General features: G+C 68.7%; 19 protein-coding genes and 2 pseudogenes. 8 read left to right on the top strand and 13 right to left on the bottom strand.

Annotation, left to right across the window (positions count from 1 at the left end):
• Positions 1 to 35: 35 nt before the first annotated feature.
• The 4 genes from OG289_RS06155 (at position 36) to OG289_RS06170 (ending at position 3,230) form a co-directional block, all read left to right on the top strand.
• Positions 36 to 887 carry an alpha/beta fold hydrolase gene (locus OG289_RS06155; RefSeq protein WP_327312977.1) on the top strand — a complete coding sequence of 284 codons (852 nt, stop codon included), beginning with the start codon at positions 36 to 38 and terminating at the stop codon, positions 885 to 887.
• A 73-nt stretch (positions 888 to 960) separates the two neighbouring features.
• Positions 961 to 1,545 carry a low temperature requirement protein A gene (locus OG289_RS06160; protein WP_327312978.1) on the top strand — a complete coding sequence of 195 codons (585 nt, stop codon included), beginning with the start codon at positions 961 to 963 and terminating at the stop codon, positions 1,543 to 1,545.
• A gap of 1,059 nt (positions 1,546 to 2,604) precedes the next feature.
• Complete coding sequence (locus OG289_RS06165; RefSeq protein WP_327312979.1) at positions 2,605 to 2,820, top strand: type II toxin-antitoxin system VapB family antitoxin; 216 nt, start codon at positions 2,605 to 2,607, stop codon at positions 2,818 to 2,820.
• Positions 2,817 to 3,230, top strand: a complete 414-nt coding sequence (locus tag OG289_RS06170; RefSeq protein WP_327312980.1) for a PIN domain nuclease — start codon at positions 2,817 to 2,819, stop codon at positions 3,228 to 3,230. Before OG289_RS06165 ends, OG289_RS06170 begins: the two co-directional genes overlap by 4 nt.
• Before the next feature lie 420 nt (positions 3,231 to 3,650).
• On the opposite strand, the gene OG289_RS06175 is transcribed toward OG289_RS06170, so the two are convergent.
• The 5 genes from OG289_RS06175 to OG289_RS06195 form a co-directional block, all read right to left on the bottom strand.
• Positions 3,651 to 4,343, bottom strand: a complete 693-nt coding sequence (locus OG289_RS06175) for a TetR/AcrR family transcriptional regulator (RefSeq protein WP_327312981.1) — start codon at positions 4,341 to 4,343, stop codon at positions 3,651 to 3,653.
• Between the two features lie 40 nt (positions 4,344 to 4,383).
• On the bottom strand, positions 4,384 to 5,139 hold the full coding sequence (locus tag OG289_RS06180; RefSeq protein WP_327312982.1) for an SDR family oxidoreductase: 756 nt from the start codon (positions 5,137 to 5,139) through the stop codon (positions 4,384 to 4,386).
• A 427-nt stretch (positions 5,140 to 5,566) separates the two neighbouring features.
• Positions 5,567 to 6,880 carry a replication-associated recombination protein A gene (locus tag OG289_RS06185; RefSeq protein ID WP_327312983.1) on the bottom strand — a complete coding sequence of 438 codons (1,314 nt, stop codon included), beginning with the start codon at positions 6,878 to 6,880 and terminating at the stop codon, positions 5,567 to 5,569.
• Positions 6,881 to 6,980: 100 nt separating this feature from the next.
• Entirely contained in the window at positions 6,981 to 7,349 is a 369-nt protein-coding gene (locus OG289_RS06190) for an MmcQ/YjbR family DNA-binding protein (RefSeq protein WP_327312984.1), read from the bottom strand.
• Complete coding sequence (locus OG289_RS06195) at positions 7,346 to 7,741, bottom strand: MmcQ/YjbR family DNA-binding protein (RefSeq protein WP_327312985.1); 396 nt, start codon at positions 7,739 to 7,741, stop codon at positions 7,346 to 7,348. Before OG289_RS06195 ends, OG289_RS06190 begins: the two co-directional genes overlap by 4 nt.
• Before the next feature lie 127 nt (positions 7,742 to 7,868).
• Here OG289_RS06195 and OG289_RS06200 point away from each other — a divergent pair, with 127 nt between their 5' ends.
• Positions 7,869 to 8,804: a helix-turn-helix domain-containing protein gene (locus OG289_RS06200; protein WP_327312986.1), complete on the top strand. Its 936-nt coding sequence runs from the start codon at positions 7,869 to 7,871 to the stop codon at positions 8,802 to 8,804.
• An 87-nt stretch (positions 8,805 to 8,891) separates the two neighbouring features.
• Here the strand turns inward: OG289_RS06200 and OG289_RS06205 are convergent, their stop codons facing one another.
• From OG289_RS06205 to OG289_RS06225, 5 genes are all read right to left on the bottom strand, one after another.
• Positions 8,892 to 9,296, bottom strand: a complete 405-nt coding sequence (locus OG289_RS06205; protein ID WP_057616026.1) for a VOC family protein — start codon at positions 9,294 to 9,296, stop codon at positions 8,892 to 8,894.
• A gap of 171 nt (positions 9,297 to 9,467) precedes the next feature.
• A complete protein-coding gene (locus OG289_RS06210) occupies positions 9,468 to 9,923 on the bottom strand; it encodes a YybH family protein (RefSeq protein ID WP_327312987.1) in 456 nt (151 codons plus the stop codon).
• Positions 9,924 to 9,966: 43 nt separating this feature from the next.
• The gene (locus OG289_RS06215; protein WP_327312988.1) at positions 9,967 to 10,989 is read right to left on the bottom strand and encodes an alcohol dehydrogenase catalytic domain-containing protein; all 1,023 of its coding nucleotides are present in this window, start codon (positions 10,987 to 10,989) and stop codon (positions 9,967 to 9,969) included.
• Positions 10,990 to 11,118: 129 nt separating this feature from the next.
• A complete protein-coding gene (locus OG289_RS06220) occupies positions 11,119 to 12,555 on the bottom strand; it encodes a carboxylesterase family protein (protein ID WP_327312989.1) in 1,437 nt (478 codons plus the stop codon).
• Positions 12,552 to 13,037: a hypothetical protein gene (locus tag OG289_RS06225; protein WP_327312990.1), complete on the bottom strand. Its 486-nt coding sequence runs from the start codon at positions 13,035 to 13,037 to the stop codon at positions 12,552 to 12,554. The genes OG289_RS06220 and OG289_RS06225 overlap by 4 nt, the downstream gene beginning before the upstream one ends.
• Positions 13,038 to 13,117: 80 nt before the next feature.
• Here OG289_RS06225 and OG289_RS49580 point away from each other — a divergent pair, with 80 nt between their 5' ends.
• A complete protein-coding gene (locus OG289_RS49580) occupies positions 13,118 to 13,897 on the top strand; it encodes a hypothetical protein (protein ID WP_442818874.1) in 780 nt (259 codons plus the stop codon).
• Between the two features lie 158 nt (positions 13,898 to 14,055).
• Here OG289_RS49580 and OG289_RS06235 read toward each other — a convergent pair whose 3' ends face one another.
• The 3 genes and pseudogenes from OG289_RS06235 to OG289_RS06245 form a co-directional block, all read right to left on the bottom strand.
• A complete protein-coding gene (locus OG289_RS06235; RefSeq protein WP_327312991.1) occupies positions 14,056 to 14,478 on the bottom strand; it encodes a secondary thiamine-phosphate synthase enzyme YjbQ in 423 nt (140 codons plus the stop codon).
• A 397-nt stretch (positions 14,479 to 14,875) separates the two neighbouring features.
• Positions 14,876 to 15,127: pseudogene (locus OG289_RS06240) on the bottom strand (IS630 family transposase); the annotation flags it as partial.
• 163 nt (positions 15,128 to 15,290) lie between these two features.
• Positions 15,291 to 16,061: pseudogene (locus tag OG289_RS06245) on the bottom strand (HARBI1 family protein); the annotation flags it as partial.
• Between the two features lie 650 nt (positions 16,062 to 16,711).
• On the opposite strand from OG289_RS06245, the gene OG289_RS06250 reads away from it, so the two are divergent.
• Both OG289_RS06250 and OG289_RS06255 read left to right on the top strand, forming a co-directional pair.
• Positions 16,712 to 17,425, top strand: coding sequence for a GntR family transcriptional regulator (locus OG289_RS06250; protein WP_327312992.1), 714 nt, complete (start codon positions 16,712 to 16,714; stop codon positions 17,423 to 17,425).
• 34 nt (positions 17,426 to 17,459) lie between these two features.
• Positions 17,460 to 18,626, top strand: a complete 1,167-nt coding sequence (locus OG289_RS06255) for an NAD(P)/FAD-dependent oxidoreductase (protein ID WP_327312993.1) — start codon at positions 17,460 to 17,462, stop codon at positions 18,624 to 18,626.
• Positions 18,627 to 18,763: the final 137 nt, after the last annotated feature.

Consider the following 18,763-nt stretch of genomic DNA (forward strand, 5'->3'; position numbering starts at 1 on the left):
CTCCACGACACATCGACAGGAAAGCGAACCCCGCCATGAGCACATACATTGCAGACGCGGCCGAGGACCTCACCGTGGAAGGACCCTCCGCGACGTTCACCTACCGGCGCATCGGCCCGCGGGGCGGTGTCCCGCTGGTCCTGCTGAACCGGGTCCGCGGGACCCTCGACTGGTGGGACCCCGAGTTCCTGGACCACCTCGCCGCCGGCCATGACGTGATCGTGTTCGACAACGTCGGCACCGGTTACACCACCGGCACCCCGCGAGACTCGGTCGAGGGTCTGGCCGACGGCACCGTCGAGTTCATCGAGGCTCTCCGTCTGCCCCAGGTGGACCTGCTCGGCTGGACGCTGGGCGGCACCGTCGCCCAGCACATCGCCCGCCTTCGGCCCGACCTGGTGCGCAAGCTGGTCGTGGCGGCCGCCAACCCGGGCGGGCAGGTGCCCGGCGCGCCCGACCCGGACCCGAAGGTGCGGGCCACCATGACCAAGCCCGAGACCACCGGGGACGACCTGGTGTTCCTGTTCTTCCCCGAGACGGACACCGGCCGCGCCGCCGGGTACGAGCACCTCGCCAGGGTGGCCACCCGGCTGGCCGCCGGACGCCCCGACGTGTCCGAGGCGGCGGCCAGGGGCCAGATCGCCGCGATCCAGAAGGACGCGTCGATCCCCTTCGAGCAGGTGCGCGCGGACCTGGCAACCATCCGGCAGCCCGTTCTGTACGCCACCGGCATCAAGGACGCGATGATCCCCGCCCTGGCGTCCTACACCGCTGTCCAGTACGTCCCCGACGCCACCCTCGTCGCCTACAGCGACGCTGGGCACGCCTTCCTCTTCCAACACGCCGAGGACTTCGCCGGCCAGGTGAGCGCCTTCCTCGCCGACTGACCGTTCACACGGACACCGGCCCCACAGGAGGCACGACAAAGTCGGGACGCCTCCCGCACTGAGGAGAGTCATCGTGCAGGTGACCAGCGACCCGGCGCGCCGGGAGGTCAGGCCTCTGGAGTTGTTCTTCGACCTGGTCTACGTCTTCGCGATCGGCCAGTTGTCGCACCGGCTCCTCGTGCACCCCACCTGGACCGGCGCCGCCCAGGCGCTCGTGCTCCACCTCGCCGTCTATGCGGCGTGGGCGTACACCACCTGGGCGGTCACCCTCGTCCCGGCCGAGAACCCGCGGACCAGGCGGATGCTGCTGGCCGTCATGCTCGCGGGGCTGTTCATGAACGCCGCGATCCCACGAGCCTTCGGCGACGCCGGCACCGCGGTCGAACGAATCATCGGACATACCGGGCCGTTTTCTGTTCGGGCAGTTTCCGCCCAACGCACACCAGCCCCTGAAGCCCCTCTATCGACGCGATCGGGCTCCTCGAAGGTGCGGCCGAACTCGGTCAGCAGTCCCGTACGGAAGCTCCCCGGGCGGCTGGACAGAGGGCCCGCGGACGGTGGCCAGCAGACACCACCGAAACCCTGCGTCCCCAACACGTCCCCAGGATCACGAAATGAAGCCGAGGGGATGCTGCCAGCTCGCCGGTACAGTTCCTGATCATCAGCATTTCCGCAGGTCAGCGCGACGTCTGCTCGACGAGGGAGTAAGAGTCTCGCCCCGCTCAGAAGTCACGAGCAGCGGATTCAGTCCGTTCAGGCAAAGTTGACGCCCCGACACCCAAAAAAGAACGTTTCCGCAGGTCAGAAGCCTGCAAAGGTGGGGCGGGTGGGACTCGAACCCACGGCCGACGGATTATGAGTCCTTTGAGGATCTTGGCGACCCTTGTCGATCAATGCCAATCTTGGCCGTTTTCCCAGGTCAGACGCAGTTTGCCGCCTCAGTCCTTCTTGGCCCTTGTCAGTCCTTTCCGATCCTTGTGTCCAACCTGCGTCCAGAACGCGTCCCGGATGGGCACGCTCACCCGGTTCACGGACCCTCTCCCCAGCTGAGGAGAGGGTCTCGAAACCATGCGCAGCGGATTCCCTTTCCAACGCGCGGAGGCTCTCCCCCGGGTGCTGAGGCTGAGCCTCTATGGCAGTGGTCACAGGTCAAACGTCTACGCGCGGCCTGGCCGAGTTCCCGTGCGGCCAACCGTGTGGCTGGGGCGTTCGATTCGGGGAGCGGGGCAGTACGGCGACCAGGCCCGCCGCAAAAACGACAGCGGGGCACCAGAGGCTGAAGCCTGTGCCGTACGCGACCTGCAGATCGGCGGACGACACCGCGAGCAAGGCGGCGAGCCGGATCCACGACACTGATCCGGGACCCTTGAAGGCACACGTCCAGGAGTACGTCATGCCGGACAACAAGTTCCTCGTCGGCGTCGCCTGCGGCGCGGCCACGGTGCTCGGCCCGGGCGAGCTGGGCACGCACCCTGGTCTCCGGCACCGCCGTCGACATCCGGATCACCATGCTGAAAGTGACGACCTCCCGCCTCACCTGGAAGTTCGAACGCCGAAAGGAGCCCACCGGGAAGTCCCTGGCGCACACCCCTCTTCTGACGCGCTCGCTGCAAGGCCACAGATCTGAGAAACAGACCACCCAGGGGTGCGCGAGCCCATCAATATACAATCGATCACGTATATTGATATACGCCGCAGTGTGCATGAGGAGGCCATCTTGAGCCGCACCGTGATCGACCTCGACGACGAGGCACTGGAAGAAGCCGCCAAGGAACTCGGCACCACCACCAAGCGCGACACCATCAACACCGCCCTGCGCGAGGTCACCGCCCGCTACCGGCGCCTGCGCGCACTCGAAGACGCCCGGCAACTGGTGACCGAAGGCGCCCTGGACATCGACATTCTCCTGAACAAGAACCAGTACCGGCCGTGACAGTCGCCGACTACCTCATCGACACCTCCGCCCTCGCCCGCGTCCTGCTCCGCCAGACCACAACTGAGTGGGACGACAGAATCGGCGCCGGCCTCGTCGCGATCTGCGACATCACGGAACTCGAGGTCCTCTACTCCGCCCGCTCAGCCGCGGACCGCGCACGACTGAAAGCTGCACTCGACGCCCACTACGCCTGGTGCCCCATGCCCGACGGCATCTACCGCCGCTCCCGCATCGTCCAGGAACAACTGGCCACCAAAGGGGAACACCGCAGTGCGGGCCCCGTCGATCTCCTGGTGGCCGCCGCCGCGGAAGAAGCAGGCCTCACCCTGCTCCACTTCGACCGCGACTTCGAAACCATTGCTCGCACGACGGGGCAGCCGGTCCGCATGATCGACCTCAGGCAGTAGAGTCCGCGCGATCGCACGGACGGGCGTCAAGCCTCTCGCCGACCGCCCACCCGACGCGGTATCGCGGCGATGCCCCCACTGCCGGACGGCCCTCGTTCCGCGCCCTCGGGCCCGCCCCGCGGACTGAGCCGCCTCGCCGACACCCAGTCCGGGGCACGGCACGCGCAGGTGAACTGCCATACCCACCCGCCGTATTTCGTCGACCACTTGTCGGTTGTCGCGCCACCGAGCGCAACGCCGGGGTCGCACGTCAGGAGTACCGGCAGGCCACGGTCCCGGCTCAGCTGTCGACCGCTGTTGGTTACCGGAAGGACCGGTCGCGCTCGCCGCTATTCGTTGTCGATCGAGTCACCCATACGTGTACCTGTCCCGGAGGGCGACGTATCGGGGTCCTTGCAGCGTGAACTGGTGGTCCAGGGTTCAGGATCCGGTGCGATAGCGGGTGAGCATGAGGGCGACGGCTTCGTCCACGATCGCGGTGTCGGTGGGGTCGGGCGGGACGAAGTCGGTGCGTACGAGCTGGGGCCACAGGAGCTGGCCGCAGATCATGCCGAGGAACTGTTCGGCCACTGCGGAGGTCTGCTGTGTCTGTCCGTCGGCCGAACGGAAGTCGAGTGTGCCGGCCTGCGCTTCGGCGTCCAGGTAGTCGCGGAGCCGGTCGAAGAAGGGTCCGCGGTCGATGGCGAAGCCGGTGCCGACGATGTCGGCGAGTTCCGGCATCTGGGGAAGTTCGGTGATGATGAGGCGGCACAGTGCCGCCGTGCCGGGCCGCGAGACCAGGCAGGCGTAGTCGCGGCCGATGTGGTCCAGACCGTACCGGGGATCGCCGGGCGGGGGCGGTGCGGCGTACTGCACGTCCAGTTGCCACTGTTCGGAGGTGACGGCCGCGAACAGCGCGGCTTTGGAGGGGTACCGCTTGAAGAGGGTGCCGGTGGAGACGCTCGCCTCCCTGGCGATCTGGGCCAGGGAGGTCTTGTCGTATCCCCGGGCGAGGAAGAGGTCGCGGGCGGCGCGGATGATGCGCGCGCGGTTCTCCGCTTTGATCTGCGCGTGATACCCGGCCTGACGCGTATCGCCACCGGTTTCCGCTCGGTCACGGTCCGCCACCGACATACCCACGCCCTTCGCCCGTCTCCCAGCCGCATCCTCGCTGTCAGAGAACGGTCTGGCCACCGTCCAGGATAAGGTCCTGGCCCACGGCGAAGGCGGAGACATCGGAGGCCAGGTACACGACGGCTTCCGCGACCTCCTCGGGCATACCCATGCGGCCCAGAGGAATGCCGGAGCTGATCGCCTCCAGAACCGCCGTCTGCTGTGCGGGATCCTCGATCCCGAGCTTTGAGTACAGCGGGGTGTCCACCGGGCCGGGGCTTACCGCGTTGAACCGGATGCCGTGCGACCTGAGCAGGTCCGCGTTCCACGACCGCATCAGGGAGCCGACAGCCGCCTTCGTCGCGGCGTAGGCGTTCGACTGACCGTAGCCGCCGTGCGCGCTGTTGGACGCGTTCAGGATGACCGAGGACGGGTTGGCCAGCACGGGCACCAGGGCCTGGGTGAGGAAGAAGACGCTCTTGACGTTGATGTCGAAGAGCCGGTCGAAGCTGTCCTCCGTGTGGTCCTCGAACGGCCGCCAGTCCGAGACACCGGCGTTCAGGAACGCCACGTCCAGCTTCCCGAAATGCTCACGCACCCGCTCCGCCAGGCCGCGCTGCGCGTCGAGATCGCGCGCATCGGCCTGCACCACCGGCACCTTGTCCCCGAGGATCTGCCGCGCCTTGTCGATGCTGGCCGGGGTGACCCCTGTGACCAGCACATCGGCACCCTCCGCGATAAAACGCTGCGCGGTCTCCAGACCGATCCCACTCGTGCCGCCGGTGATGAGGGCGCGCTTGCCCGCAAGACGATTCATGTTCATTGTTCCTTGCCGAGTCGTTAGGTAAGTCGATGGACTCACCATCAGAAGGTAGCCCCCGCGCCACCCATAAGGCAAGTCGATCCACTTACCATCGACGTCTGGAGCGGTTCGGTTACGGACGCGTCGCGCCGGAGTAGGCGGCCGACATCGGCTCGAAGACCATGTCGCTGCCGTCCGCGTCCACCTGGGGCAAGGAGTGCCCTGGGGTCCGGTTCCCGCCCGGAGAACCCGTCGGCCAGCTGCCGCCGGTCTGGCAGGGGTCTCTTCCGACAGGATCGGAAAACAGCGCCCAGCGCCTCCTCGACGGGCGCGAGCTCCGGGTCCAACGGGGGCCGGGTGGTCAGGGCACCGAAAAAGTCTGCTGCTGTCCGGCCTGCCATCTGTTCTCTCCTTCGGAAAGGACGTCGCGGGCGTCGGCCGGTCAGCCGCGTTGCCGGCGGGCACGTAGAGCGGCCCAGTGGCGCAGGCGCTCGGTGATCTGGGCTTCGTAGCCGTTGCGGGTGGGCTGGTAGTACGTCTCGCGGTCCATGTCGTCGGGGAAGTAGTCGTCACCGGAGAAGCCGTCGGCTTTGTCCGGGTCGTACTGGTAGTCCTTGCCGTAGCCGAGGTCTTTCATCAGCCGGGTCGGGGCGTTGAGGATGTGGGCGGGTGGCATGAGTGAGCCGGTGTGCCGGGCTGATCGGTGTGCGGCGTTGAAGCCGCGGTAGAGGGCGATGGACTTGGGGGCGGTGGCGAGGTAGACGACGGCCTGGGCGATCGCCAACTCGCCCTCGGGGGAGCCGAGTCGCTCGTACACGTCCCAGGCGGCGAGGGCCTGTTGGATGGCGTGTGGGTCGGCCATGGCGATGTCCTCGTTCGCGAAGCGGACCAGGCGGCGGGCTACGAACAGCGGGTCCTCGCCGCCGTCGAGCATGCGGGCGAGCCAGTACAGGGCTGCGTCCGGGTCGGAGCCGCGCATCGACTTGTGCAGCGCGGAGATCAGGTTGTAGTGGCCCTCCTGCGCCTTGTCGTACAGCGGGGCTCGCTGCTGAATGTGATGGGCGAGCCCGGCGGCGTCCAGGGTGGTTTCGGTGTCCGGGAGGGCTTGGAGCTGTTCGGCCATGTTGAGGAGGTAGCGGCCGTCGCCGTCCGCCATGGCGATCAGGGCGCGGCGGGCGTCGTCGTCCAGGGGCAGATGGTGGCCGGTGAGCTGCTCGGCGCGGTCGAGGAGCGTGAACAGTGCGGCTTCGTCGAGGCGTTTGAGGACGAGGACCTGGGTGCGGGAGAGGAGGGCTCCGTTGAGTTCGAAGCTCGGGTTCTCCGTGGTGGCGCCGATCAGGGTGACGGTGCCGTCCTCGACGTAGGGCAGGAAGCTGTCCTGCTGGGCACGGTTGAAGCGGTGGATCTCGTCGACGAACAGCAGGGTGCCCTGGCCGATGCCGCGTCGGCTTCGTGCGGTGGCGAAGACCTTGCGCAGATCGGCCACGCCGGAGAAGGTGGCGGACACCGGTTCGAAGGCCAGGTTGCCGGCGTCCGCGAGGAGCCGGGCGATGGTGGTCTTCCCGACGCCGGGCGGGCCCCACAGGATGGCGGAGCTGAGGCGCTGCTGGGCGACCATGCGGCCCAGCGGGGCGTCCGGGGCAAGGAGGTGGTCCTGCCCGACGACGTCGTCCAGCTGGGTGGGGCGCAGGCGGTCGGCGAGGGGCCGGGAGGGCTCCTCGTCGAAGAGCGGCAGGGTCGCTTCGGTCGGTTCCATTGGTCTCTCGGGTCGCAGGCGGGCGTGTGCGGACGTGGCGAGCCGTGCACGGGGCACTGACAGGCGTCGGCTCAGCCGATCGTGGGGAAGCTCGCGGCGTTCATCGGGCACCGGGGCGGTCGCGTCGCGGCAGCCGCTCGGCGACCAGGTCGTAGGAATCCTCGACCGCGTCGGTGACCAGTCGCTCGGTGATGCCGGGGCCAGGACCGAGCGAGATCCAGTGGCGTTTGTCGAGGTAGCGGCCCGGTGTGATCGAGGCGTAGGTGCGTACTTGCGCGCGGGCGTGTTCGGGTTCGCACTTGACCGTGATGATCTGTTCGTCCGGGTCGTCGGTGACGATCAGGAAGACCTTGCCCGCGACCTTGTACACGTCGAGGCTGGGGGTGAAGGGGTATCCGTGGCTGACGTCGGGGAGGGCGAGGGCCGCCTGGCGGGCGGTGTCCTGGAGCCGGTCACCGGCCGCGCTCACCGGGCCGCCCGTGTGCCGGTGCCGTAGGTGTGCGGGTCGACGGGCTGCTCGGCCTTAGGCAGGTGGGCGACGACGAGCCGGTAGGAGTCGGTGACGAGCTCCCTGACCAGCTTCTTGTCGACGCCTTCTCCGCTCTCCAGGGTGATCCAGTGCTTCTTGTTCATGTGGTAGCCGGGGGTGATGTGGCGGTACTGCTCCCGCAGGGCGTGGGCCTCGGCGGGGTCCGCCTTGAGAATCACGACGGGACGGCCCGGGACTTCGGTCATCAGCATGAAGACCTTGCCGCGCACCTTGAAGACCTCCCAGTCGTCACCGAAGGGATGCTCGAGCTGGGCTCCGGGAAGCTCCTCGGCGCAGGCGGCGGCGGTCTTGTGCAGGGTCGTTTCGTTCAAGAACGTTTCCTTCATCGGGTGAGCTCGGGCTGGGCACCCCATGACGCGAGTGGCGCGCCGCGCGGCCGTGGCGGCGCCTCCCACTCTCTCCCCGAAACCGACATAAGGCGCAGTAAACTGCGGACACATGATGGTCGACAAGCGACACCCCGGCCCAAGCGGACGGGCTGAACCGGCCGCGGTTCCGCTGTACGGATTCCAGCCCCCGGTCGGCACTCCGTACGGCCTGGAGGTGAACACCATCGAGGACTTCTTCGCCCAGCACGACGACTGGCCGTGGAACCCGCCCCGTCCGGTCCGCGCCACCTTCCACTACCTCATCGCCGTCACCGAGGGCGAGCTGCGGCACGACGTCGACCACGTCACGCGGACCGTCGCCCCCGGCCAGTGGCTGTGGGTGCGTCCCGGACACACGCTGTGCTGGCATCCGCCCGGCTCCGCCCGCGGCCCGTTCATCCTGTTCGAACCGGACGTGCTGCGGCCCGACATCGCCCGTCTGCTGGCCCCGCTCACCGCGCACGACGCCCCGGCCGTGCTGAGCCCGCAAGCCGATGACGCCGCCTGGCTCCAGCAGACAGCACTCCAGCTCCTGGACGAACACCGCGCACTCGGACGCCGACCCCTCGACATCCACCACGCGCTGCGCCGCAGCCTGCTCGAATCGCTGCTGCTGCGCCTGACCAACGTCCCGGGCATCGCCCCCACCGGTGCGGCCACGGCCGGCACGGGCCGCACCGACAGGTACGGAGGCTTCCTGGACGCCCTCGAACTGCACTTCCGGGAGCTGCACCAAGCCGCGGACTACGCCGAGCTGCTCAACTGCTCGGTGCGCACCCTGAGCCGCGCCGCCCGGGACGCCACCGGCAAGGGGGTACGTGAACTCATCCATGAGCGGCGCCTCCTGGAAGCCCGGCGCCTGCTGGGAGCTGCCCGGTGGGACGCCCGGGCTGTGGCCGCCCACCTGGGCTTCACCGACTCCGCGAACTTCGGCCGCTTCTTCCGCGACCGCACCGGTCTCACCCCGGCCGCCTTCGCCGCCCGCGAGGCGGGGACCGACGCGTGACGCAACGCGGCGGAGGTGGCCGCCTTCGCGGTCGGCGTGAACGCCCAGTGGGAGTGCCCGACGTGCCACTCACCGTCAATCACCCGATCAGCCGGTACGCCTCGCGCCGGCCGTGCGGAGGTCGCGTTCACAGACGGCAAGAACGTTGCCGGAGGGGTCGGTGAACCAGGCGAACCAGGGGCCGTTGGCGCGGTAGATCCCGTCCGAGTCGATCTGCACGCCCTCATAGTGCTCGAAATCCACGCCGCGTCGGGTGAGGTCCGCGACAGTACTGGGGAGGTCAGGGACGACGATGTTGAGGATGGTGAATCGTGCCGGTTGGTGGTTGCGGGAGGCGTACGCGACGGTGCTCGCACCGCCGGGGAGGCGGATGGTGAGCATTGCGTCCCGGTCTTCGACGTGCAGTCCGAGTACGTCGTGGTAGAAGGTGCGGGTCGATTCCAGGTCGGTCACGGTGAAGGAGCTGTAGGCGTCGGTTGCGGTGTCGGTCATCATGGGATCCTGACGTTCGGTCATTCGGGTGCGCTGGTGTCGCGGGGCGTGTCTCGGAGCTGATCGGTGCGGCTGGGACGACCACTGGCCGGATGCCGGCGGCACAGGCGGGGCCCCGCTCGCCATGCCGGAGGAACCCAGTCAGGCCGGGGCTCACAGGCTGCGCCGCGGTCAGGAGGCGATCCTTTCGGTCACGGTCTGGGAGAACGCCCAGTTGGAGTGCACGATGAGCCACTGGCCGTCGACGAGCCGGTAGCCGTGCGTGGCGTTCCAGGCGCGCCTCTGCTTCTCGTTGCCGTCCTCGTCGAGCACGTAGGTCTTCAGGTTGTAAGCCAGGACGGCGAAGTCGCCGCTGTCGCCGACGTGGACCGTCGGGTTGAGGTACTCGCTGCGCACGATGTGCGGGTTGGAGTAGATGGACGACAGCCACGCGACGGTCTTCTCTTTGCCGACGACGATGTTCTCGAGGATCGGGTCGAAGTAGCTCACCTCGTCCGCGAAGCCGTCCATGTAGCCGCCCGGGTCGCCGACGCTGAAGCGTTCGTTGTACGACTTCTCCAGCTCGATGATGGTCTTGCTGACTTCTTCCTTGTTGACGCCCACGGCGTCCTTCCTTTCTTTGTGCATGCCCCAGCCGGTGCCTGTCGGCGAACCAGGGGATGTGCTTCTTTCAGTCGTCCAGGACGACGACGTGCTTGCCTGGCGTGGTGCCGGATTCGAGGTCGGCCTGGGCGTCTCGGACTTGTTCCAGGCCGTGGTAGACCTTCGCGACCGGGACGTTGAGGCGTCCGGCGGCGATGGCCTGGAGCTGGTGGGCGAGGACGTCGGCCGGGAGGTCGCTGGCCTGACCGCCGTAGGAGGTCAGGCGTACCCCGAAGGGGATCATGAACGGGGTGAAGTCCGGGATGGACCACTGGCCTGCCAGGGCTCCGGTGAAGCAGACGGTGCCGTGCCGGCGGACGGTGCGGAGGGTGTCGGGGAGGACCGAGCAGCCGACCAGTTCCAGGGCGGCGTCGACGCCGTCTGGGATCAGCTCGCGCACCTGGTCGGCGAGGGTGCCGTTGTCGACGAGGGGATGGTCGACGCCCGCGGCCCGCAGTTCCCCGGCCCGACTGGGGCTGCGTGTGGTGGAGATGACGGTGGCGCCGAGGTCCTTCGCGATGGTGGCCGCGCTCAGCCCGACCGTGGAGGTGCCGCCGCGGATCAGCAGCGTCTGCCCGGCCTTGAGGTCCAGGCCGCGGGTCAGGGATCCGTAGGCGGTCTGGAACATCTCGGGCAGCGCGCCGACCACGTCCCACGGCAGGCTGGTCTCGAACGGGATGACCTGCCCGGCGGGGACGGTGACGTACTGGGCGTACGCGCCGTCGTACGAGCGGCCCATGCCGCCCATCATCGTGGCCACCTGTTGTCCTGGCCGCAGCCTGCTGTCCTCGTCGGCCTCGTCGACCACGCCGACGCCCTCGATGCCGGGAACCCGCGGGTAGGTGACCACCGCGTCCGACTCGCCCTTGCGGGTGGTGACCTCGGACTCGTTGACGCCGAACGCCATCACCTGGATCCGCACCCAGCCGGGCTTGCGGACGGGCACCGGCACATCCTTGATCTCCAGTGCGTCCAGGCCGCCGGGCCGGGTGACGACGACGGCCCGCATCGTCGCCGGTGCGGCGCCGCCGGTTCCTGTCGGTTGGCTCATGCCGAGCTCCTTGTTCTGTTCGTCCCACAGGAATGTGAAAGCGGAGCCAGGGCCCCAGGCACAGGTGCCCGGGTGATCAGTCAGTGGTGACCCTGCGCCGTTCTGCATCTCGGTTTCGCGCGGTGACCGTCAGGGGCGGTCGATGCCCTCCCACAGGTCGAGGGCCTGCTGGTAGTGGGCGGTGGCCTCGAAGGGCGGGTTGCCGACGCTTCCCGAGATGGGGCGGTCCGTGACAGCGGGCCACAGACGGGGCTGCTCACCCGTGGCGAAGTCGAGCACGATGTCGCGGATACGCGTGTCACGCTCGGCCTGCTCTGCGCTGCGGCCCGGCTGTTCCTGACCGACGAGGGCGTACATCTCGCCGCCGTGCACCGCGGGCGCACCCTCGGCGGGCCCGATCATCAGCAGATGGGCGTTGCCGCCCGCGGCGGCGTGCGCCAGAGCGCCACGGGCGGCCGGGAGCGCGAAGAGGTAGTCCGCCATGACCGCGGCGCGGACCTCGGCCGGGGTGCGGCCGCCCTGGTCATAGGCATCGACGATCTTCTTGGCGCGGGAGCGGGAAATACGCCACCCCGCGACCTCGTCGACGACGCGGTCGACGGTGTGCGGGTCGAACCGGTCGAGGTCGTTCGCCACCCACCACCCCATGTCGTCACTCGCCATGCTCAGCAGCACGTCGACATCGCGGTGCGCGCCCGAGGCGAGGACGTCCATGGGATGGGCGTGCACCACCGCGCCGGGCTGCCCGATGTCCAGGACGACGCCGGTGGCCTTGTTGTCCACCCCGCCGCGGACTCCGAGGTCCGTCGGGGCGACCTTGCGCAGGGCGTCCCTCAGGGAGACCGCGTCGAGGTCGAGCAGCTTCTCCGGGTTGTCCGCTACGCCGAGTTCGGTGACGAACCGGTGCGCGAGCTCCTCGGCCCACCAGGCCGGGACGCTGCGGGCGGGCCCGCCGGAGAACCCGGCCAGGCGCCGGTACAGGCCGTCGGCGGAGGAGGCCCCGAGCAGCCCGAAGGTGGTATAGGCGCCGGCGCTGTGGCCGTAGACGGTGACCTGGTCGGGATCGCCGCCGAAGTGGGCGATGTTCCGCTGGATCCAGGTGAGCGCGGCGATGACGTCCTGGAGGAAGAGATTGCTGGCCTCAGCCAGGGCGCCGCCGTACTGGGAGAGCGAGAGCGCGCCCAGCGCACCGAGCCGGTAGTTGACCGACACGCCCACCACGCGCCCCGACGCGGCGAGACCGGCGGCGTTCGAGGTGATCTGTGTGTTCGCGCCGTACTCGAATCCGCCGCCATGGACGTACACCGCCACCGGAAGCGCCTTGCCGGCCGGCTGCTCAGGGGCCCACACGTTCAGGTTCAGGCAGTCCTCGCCCACTCCGTTGTCCGCTTCGAGCCAGTCACCGCTGTCGGGCTGGACAGAGACGACACCCTTGCGGTCATAGGGGCGGCCCGGATCGAAGCCGGCGACCACGGGACGTCGGTACCGCTCGGCGGTGGCGTACGGGATCCCCCACCAGGACCGCACCCCTGCTGCAGTCGGAGCCTTGGGAGCGGTAGCGGTCATGGCATGTCCTTCCAGTGCGGTTCGCGCGGTGCTTCGGCGGCTGGTTGCTCGCGGTGACGTCTCCCATCGTTTCCCGGGATCCGACAAAACGCCCGGCGGGCAGCGGTCACCCGGTGGTCAGCAGGTGACACTTCGGCAACAAGATCTCGGTGCAGGCCATGAGCTTCTACTACATGACCGACGGCCGGATCGTCGGCGAACGGGGCCAGCCTGACCTCCCGCAAGAGGTCGGTCTCTTCTTCTTGATCCGGCGTCTTCGCGCGAACAGCGCCCGCTGCGGTGAGAGCTGTACTCCCTGTCACCGAGACTCGTAGGGGTGCGGTGTTGCGGCTGCTGAGGCGGTCGAGGGAGATGCGCAGGAGGCGGCGCCCCTGGCCCGGATGGCTGTCGCCGGTCGTCAGGGCGGCCTGGCTCAGGGAGCCACTGAACAGACCCAGATCCTCGGCGGTGAGATCGGGGCGCAGCAGGCCGTCGTTCGTCACGAACCTCGCCCGGCTCGCGATCGCGGTCGGCCGACGTCCTACTGTCCAAATCCCGCGGTCCCCAGACCCTGGCAGAGACGGTGGCCGAGCTCGGCCAGCGAGCCCGCGCCGCGACACCCGAGGAGGCGGCCCGTGCCGGTGACCGGGTCGTGGTGAGCATCCCACCGGCTCCCTACCGGGAGCTTTCCCGCCGCCGCACTGTCGGGCAAGGTCGTGCTCGACATCGGAGCGTCCGCGACGCGCCGTACGACGAACCCGACGACGGCCACGTCGGCCTTGTCGAACCACGTCACGTCGTCGGCGATCACCAGCAGCACGCGCTCGGCGGCCCTGGGCAGCGGACCACGTCTCGCCTCAGCGGTAGGCGTCGCTGCCCCGGGAGAAACGGGATGAGCAGGAAGACCGGCGGCTGTATGTGCGGGAGCCGCCCAGCCCGGCCGCTCCCGCCCCGCCTGTCGGTCCTCTCTGGGCCGTTTCCAGTACGGGCTGTTTTCGCGTCCCAACTCGGACCGCACGCCATTCGGACTGTGTCCGTGCCCCGCCGGCCCGGCAGGCCCGCCCACTCGAAGGTCCCTGGGCAGCACTTCCGGATCCTCGTGTCCAGCCAGCGTCCAGAATCCGACGTCCAGACGCTCGCACAGCCCACCCACGACGCCATCCTCCAGCCATGGGCCGATACGTCTGCGCAGGTCAGAGTGACCTCAACTAACGCTGATGGCAACGGAGTCGAACTCACGAGCAGCGGATTCAGCCCCGTGGACCAACGCCCTGAATCCGCACCCCAGATGAGACGTTTCCGCAGGTCACAGGGGTGCATGGTGGGGCGGGTGGGACTCCAACCCACGGCCGACGGATTATGAGTCCGCTGCTCTGCTCGACGCCGAAAGCGCTCCTTCCAGGCTTCCTGGTCGTCGCGTGCAGCCAGCACGCGCCAAGCCCACGAAGGAAAAGTTCCCCAGCCCCGTTCCTGCCCCATTCGGTGCGGCCGGACTTTGCCCCTACAGTCCCACCAGGGCACCTACCCGAGGAAGCTCAATCGGACCCGACGGTCTGTGTTACTGGTGTTCGTGTCCACCAGGCACACCGACTGCCACGTCCCCAGTTCCAGCCTGCCGTCCAGGACCGGCAAGGTCGCGTGGGGTGGGACGAAGGCCGGGAGGACGTGGTCGCGGCCGTGGCCGGGACTGCCGTGGCGGTGCTGCCAGCGGTCGTCGGCGGGGAGGAGCGTGTGCAGCGCCGCGAGGAGGTCGTCGTCGCTGCCGGCGCCCGTCTCGATGATGGCGATACCGGCCGTGGCGTGCGGGACGAAGACGTTCAGGAGGCCGTCGCGACCGGCGGCCACCTCGCGAAGGAACGCCTCGCAGTCCCCGGTGAGGTCGACAACCCTCTCCCGGGAACCGGACGCCACGTGCAGAACTCGGGTGGTGAACGCATCTGACATGCCCCCATCCTGACCCATACGCCGTGTTCCACACATGACCGACCACCCACCCCGTGATATCGGGGGGGTCCGATCCGCGAGACACTCGATGACCGTGGGCATGCAACCTGACCAGTTCAGCCGCATGTTGCGTTCAGCCCTGCTCACCACGCGCGGTCACATCGACCTGCTGCGAGTGGCCTCCGCCGCGCGCCGTCGCGACCCCTGACGCCTTTTCAACGTCTCGCTTCACCTCTCGCACCGCCCTTCACCCCCGCCTTCGCCCGCCCTGCCCGCACGCCCGGTCACACCTGAGCCGACCGGGACGCGGCGGCGCCGTTCGACGCCGCCGCGCAGGACGAGGAGGCCGTCGGGCCCCCGGACCCGACGCGCGCTGCGTGACCGCATCAACGAAACGCGCCTGGTCGAGGATCAGGTGCACGTCGAGACCGGTGGGGACTTCCTTGTCGAGCTTGGCGAGGAACTTCTTGAACTCGACGGCCCGGTGGCGCCGGTGCAGGGAGCCGATCACCTTCCCTGTGGCGACCTCCAGGGCCGCGAACAGGGTGGTGGTGCCGGCGCGGACGTAGTCGTGGCTGCGGCGTTCCGGGATGCCGGGCACCATCGGCAGCACGGGCTGGGACCGGTCAAGGGTCTGGATCTGCGACTTCGTGCGCCACGAGGCGCTGTGGGATCGAGCGGAGGTGAGAGGACTCCGCCGCCGTGCTGTCGCAGCAGCATGGCGAAGCTGGGGGCAGTTCGAGCCGGGAGATGCCGGTGAGGGCGGAAAGCAGCCCCGACAACGACGGGACGCGCTGGCACTGCCAGACAGCGCGGGTCCGGCAAGCGAGGTCGAGGCTGACCCGGCGGAGAGCCTTGAACGTGACTTTGAGTAGGGCATTCGCACGCTCGGCGACACTGTGGATGCCACGGATCACCTTGTTGAATGCCTTTTGTTCGAGGCCGAGTTCGCGGCCCTGGAGCTTCTTGACCGGGTGGCGGAAGCCCTCGCCGGCGTTCTCGTAGCCGAGGTCGGTCAGGGTCGGGATACCGAGGGTGGCGGCGAGACGGTTCAGTGCGGTGATCAGGCCGTGGGTGCGGGCGCAGGTGGTGTCGTGTTCGCGGCCGGGGCGGACTGGGGACACCCAGACTGGCCAGCCGTCCGGGGCGGAGACGACCTGCGCGTTCCCGCCATGATGCCTGTGTTTCCCGGACCACCACAGGTCGGCCCCATTGGGGCCGGGGGCGGCGACGCGGTCGGTGCGGATGACGGTGCCGTCCAGGTTGAGGTGGGTGCATCCGGCGGCGGCTGCCCGCTCCAGCGCGGTGGACAGGTCCGGGGCATGGTCGGCGAGCACGGCCAGTCCCTAGTGCAGATAGCGGTGGGCGGTGGGCACCGAGATCTGGTTGTCCCGGGCGAGTTGGGCCAACCGGGTCCCGTCGACGAACCACCGCAGGACGAGGATGCCCTGCTTGAAGACGCCCAGGGCCCGGGTGTTCTTGCGGGTGCCGAGCCGGTCGCGGTGCTCGCGCAGGAGCCGGGCCAGGGCCTCGGCGGCCTCCCTGCCGACGTCGAGCCCGGCGGTGTAGGTGATGCCGGTCAACGCGTGAAGCCTCTGGCCGTACGGAACTTGATCTTCTCAGACCTGTTCCTACCAGGGGCTTCACCCACATCTGACGCCAGGACACCCGGCTCGGAGCCGCATCGACCGCACTACGTGACGCATCGAGACCGTCACGTTGCCGGGAAGACCTCAATGGTTCCCAGCCTCGTACGAGCCGGCCACCAGACCGGTGGCACTGGCCTTCCTCTCAGGGAGGTGGCTGCTGAGTAGATCCTCTGCACCCATATTGACCGGTCAATTATCTGATTGTACGGTCTAGTGGAAGGCGCTGGTCGCCGTGCAGATCAGGCGGGAGACCGACATGACGAATCAGGCAAGGGTCCAGCCTTCTGGCGCTCGACCACCGGCTGAAAAGGATCTCCACCGTGGGAACGGCGCCGGCCGTTACGGGGCCCGGCGTGTCTTCAGCGAATCGGTGAAGGCGGGGCCGATCGCCCGTCATCGGCGGTCCGGAAGGCTCCAGGCGCAGCCGCGCCCGTACCGTCGTCGGCTCGGCTCCGTGGTCACCGTCGAACCCAAACCGCGCGGGACAGGTCGGGAACAGCACCCCGCCCATGAGGCTCGGACGCTGAAGACCGGGCTGGTCAGCTCGCTCTTACCAGTCAATCGAGTGAATGTACGGTCTAGCCATGACCGTGCCACTCTATGTACAGATCAGGCGAGAGTTCGAAGCGAAGATCCTGTCCGGGGCCCTCCCGCCTGGCTCGCGTCTGCCAAGCGAGATGGACATCTCCGCCGAGTACGGCGTCAGTCGTGCCACGGCCCAACGGGTCCTCAACGACCTGGCCGAGGCGGGGCTGGCAATCCGCCGGCGGCGCCACGGATCGTTCGTGGCGGACGTGACGCGGCAGATCAATCTGCTCAACTTCGTCACTCCTGCGGCAGCCGCAAAGGGCGCGCCGGGCAGACACGAAGTGGTTTCCGCGCGGATCGTCAGGGCCGCCGACGCCATCCTGACCCTCCCTGGCGCCTCCGCCGACACGGCCGTAGTGGAACTGGTCCGCCGCAAACTGAACGTACGCGAGGAGCCGCAGTCGGTCGAGCGGCACGTCGTCCTCTTCGCGGCCGCCCCCGACCTGCTGAACGAGAACCTCGAAGACCTCGTCACCCTCCCGTATCTGCAGCGCAGAGGGGTACCGATCGACTCGATCCGGCTCTACCTCGACCCGGTGGCCCTCGACGAGCACGACGCCGCATTGCTGCACAGCGAGACCGGAACGCCCGCGCTGATGAGGCGCAGGGAGTTGCGTGCCGATGACGGCAGCACCGTCGAGGTGGTGACGACCCTCGTCCGTCCGGGAACCGCCGAGTTCTTCCTGGAGCTTCCCGTCCCCGCCATGTGAGCAGCGTGCCGCTGCCAGAAAGGATGCGCACACAATGAAGGTCATCATCGTCGGTGCCGGCGTGCTGGGCGTGAGCGTCGCGAGGCAGCTTGCCGTCGCCGGCGAGGACGTTCTCCTGCTCGATCAGCGGGGAGCCGGCACCGGCACGACCGCGACCACCTTCGCCTGGACCAACTCCAGCCGGAAGCCCGACCCGGACTACCACCGGCTGAACCTCGCGGGGATGGAGGAGCACACCAGGCTCGCCGGGCAACTGCGCGGCGCACCGTCGTACTTCCCCAGCGGAGCGCTGCAGTGGGCGGACGCCGCAAACGAGCAGCGGCTCGCCGACAACGTGGAACGACTGCAGGCACTCGGCTACCCCGCACACTGGGTCACCCCCAACGAAGCGGCGCGGACCGCAGGCGGCCTCCGCATCCCGGCGACCATCACGTCCATCGCACACTTCCCCAGCGAGGGATACGTTCTGCCGGACCGTTTCGTGAACAACCTGCTGACGGGCGCCGAGCAGAACGGAGCCACGTTCGCGATCGGCGAGGTCGTAGCCATCGACGACGGGCCTGACCGAGTCTCCGTCACCCTGGCCGGGGGCGAGGTCTGCACGGGCGATCGAGTCGTCCTGGCGGCAGGCCGCTGGACAGAACGGCTCGCCGCACGGGCCGGGATCGACGTTCCCATGGTCACGGATGCCGGTCGCGGAGCGCAGACCGTCGGCCTGCTCGGGTACGCCAGGTCACCACAACTCGACCTGCGCTGCGTGATCCACAGCCCCGGCCTCAACCTCCGCCCCGAGGCCGGCGGGCATACCGTCCTGCAGGCTCTCGATCTGAACGCCCACGTCGATCCGGCAGACCCGCCGTCCGCGGACGGGGACATCGCAAGCACCCTCGCCCGACGGTTCTCCGCACTGCTGCCCGACCCGGGCCGGGCACCGGAGATCGACCTGCGCATCGGCTTCCGGTCACTGCCGGCGGACGGCCACACTGTCGCCGGCTATGCCTCCGCGCAGTCCCGCGTCTACTGCCTCGTCTCGCACAGCGGGGTCACCCTGGCGCCGATTCTGGGACGCCTGGTCGCGGCCGAGATCACAACCGATCAGGAGCAGGACCTCCTTGGGGCCTTCCGGCCCACACGATTCACCGGCGTACGGCGCTCGGACATCGAGGTGGATCAACACGCCACCAGTCTGGGCGAGCAGTAGCCGACAGCTCTCCCCCGCGATTCCCTTCGGCGCGATCGAGCGTGCCAGGAACATGCTTCCCCCTCGTTTCGGCTCTTCTGGATCCTGGCCGCAGCATGGAACACGGCCGCACTACCTGAACGAAGACCATGGCGAAG

The organism is Streptomyces sp. NBC_01235 (assembly GCF_035989285.1).
Taxonomy (GTDB): domain Bacteria; phylum Actinomycetota; class Actinomycetes; order Streptomycetales; family Streptomycetaceae; genus Streptomyces.

What these genes read in the sequence shown, in the direction of transcription:
- OG289_RS06155 (WP_327312977.1), top strand. Translation starts at nt 36, where the DNA reads ATGAGCACATACATTGCAGACGCGGCCGAGGACCTCACCGTGGAAGGA.
- OG289_RS06175 (WP_327312981.1), bottom strand. Translation starts at nt 4,343, where the DNA reads ATGTCGGTGGCGGACCGTGACCGAGCGGAAACCGGTGGCGATACGCGT.
- OG289_RS06180 (WP_327312982.1), bottom strand. Translation starts at nt 5,139, where the DNA reads ATGAATCGTCTTGCGGGCAAGCGCGCCCTCATCACCGGCGGCACGAGT.
- OG289_RS06185 (WP_327312983.1), bottom strand. Translation starts at nt 6,880, where the DNA reads ATGGAACCGACCGAAGCGACCCTGCCGCTCTTCGACGAGGAGCCCTCC.
- OG289_RS06200 (WP_327312986.1), top strand. Translation starts at nt 7,869, where the DNA reads ATGATGGTCGACAAGCGACACCCCGGCCCAAGCGGACGGGCTGAACCG.
- OG289_RS06205 (WP_057616026.1), bottom strand. Translation starts at nt 9,296, where the DNA reads ATGACCGACACCGCAACCGACGCCTACAGCTCCTTCACCGTGACCGAC.
- OG289_RS06210 (WP_327312987.1), bottom strand. Translation starts at nt 9,923, where the DNA reads ATGCACAAAGAAAGGAAGGACGCCGTGGGCGTCAACAAGGAAGAAGTC.
- OG289_RS06215 (WP_327312988.1), bottom strand. Translation starts at nt 10,989, where the DNA reads ATGAGCCAACCGACAGGAACCGGCGGCGCCGCACCGGCGACGATGCGG.
- OG289_RS06220 (WP_327312989.1), bottom strand. Translation starts at nt 12,555, where the DNA reads ATGACCGCTACCGCTCCCAAGGCTCCGACTGCAGCAGGGGTGCGGTCC.
- OG289_RS06235 (WP_327312991.1), bottom strand. Translation starts at nt 14,478, where the DNA reads ATGTCAGATGCGTTCACCACCCGAGTTCTGCACGTGGCGTCCGGTTCC.
- OG289_RS06250 (WP_327312992.1), top strand. Translation starts at nt 16,712, where the DNA reads ATGACCGTGCCACTCTATGTACAGATCAGGCGAGAGTTCGAAGCGAAG.
- OG289_RS06255 (WP_327312993.1), top strand. Translation starts at nt 17,460, where the DNA reads ATGAAGGTCATCATCGTCGGTGCCGGCGTGCTGGGCGTGAGCGTCGCG.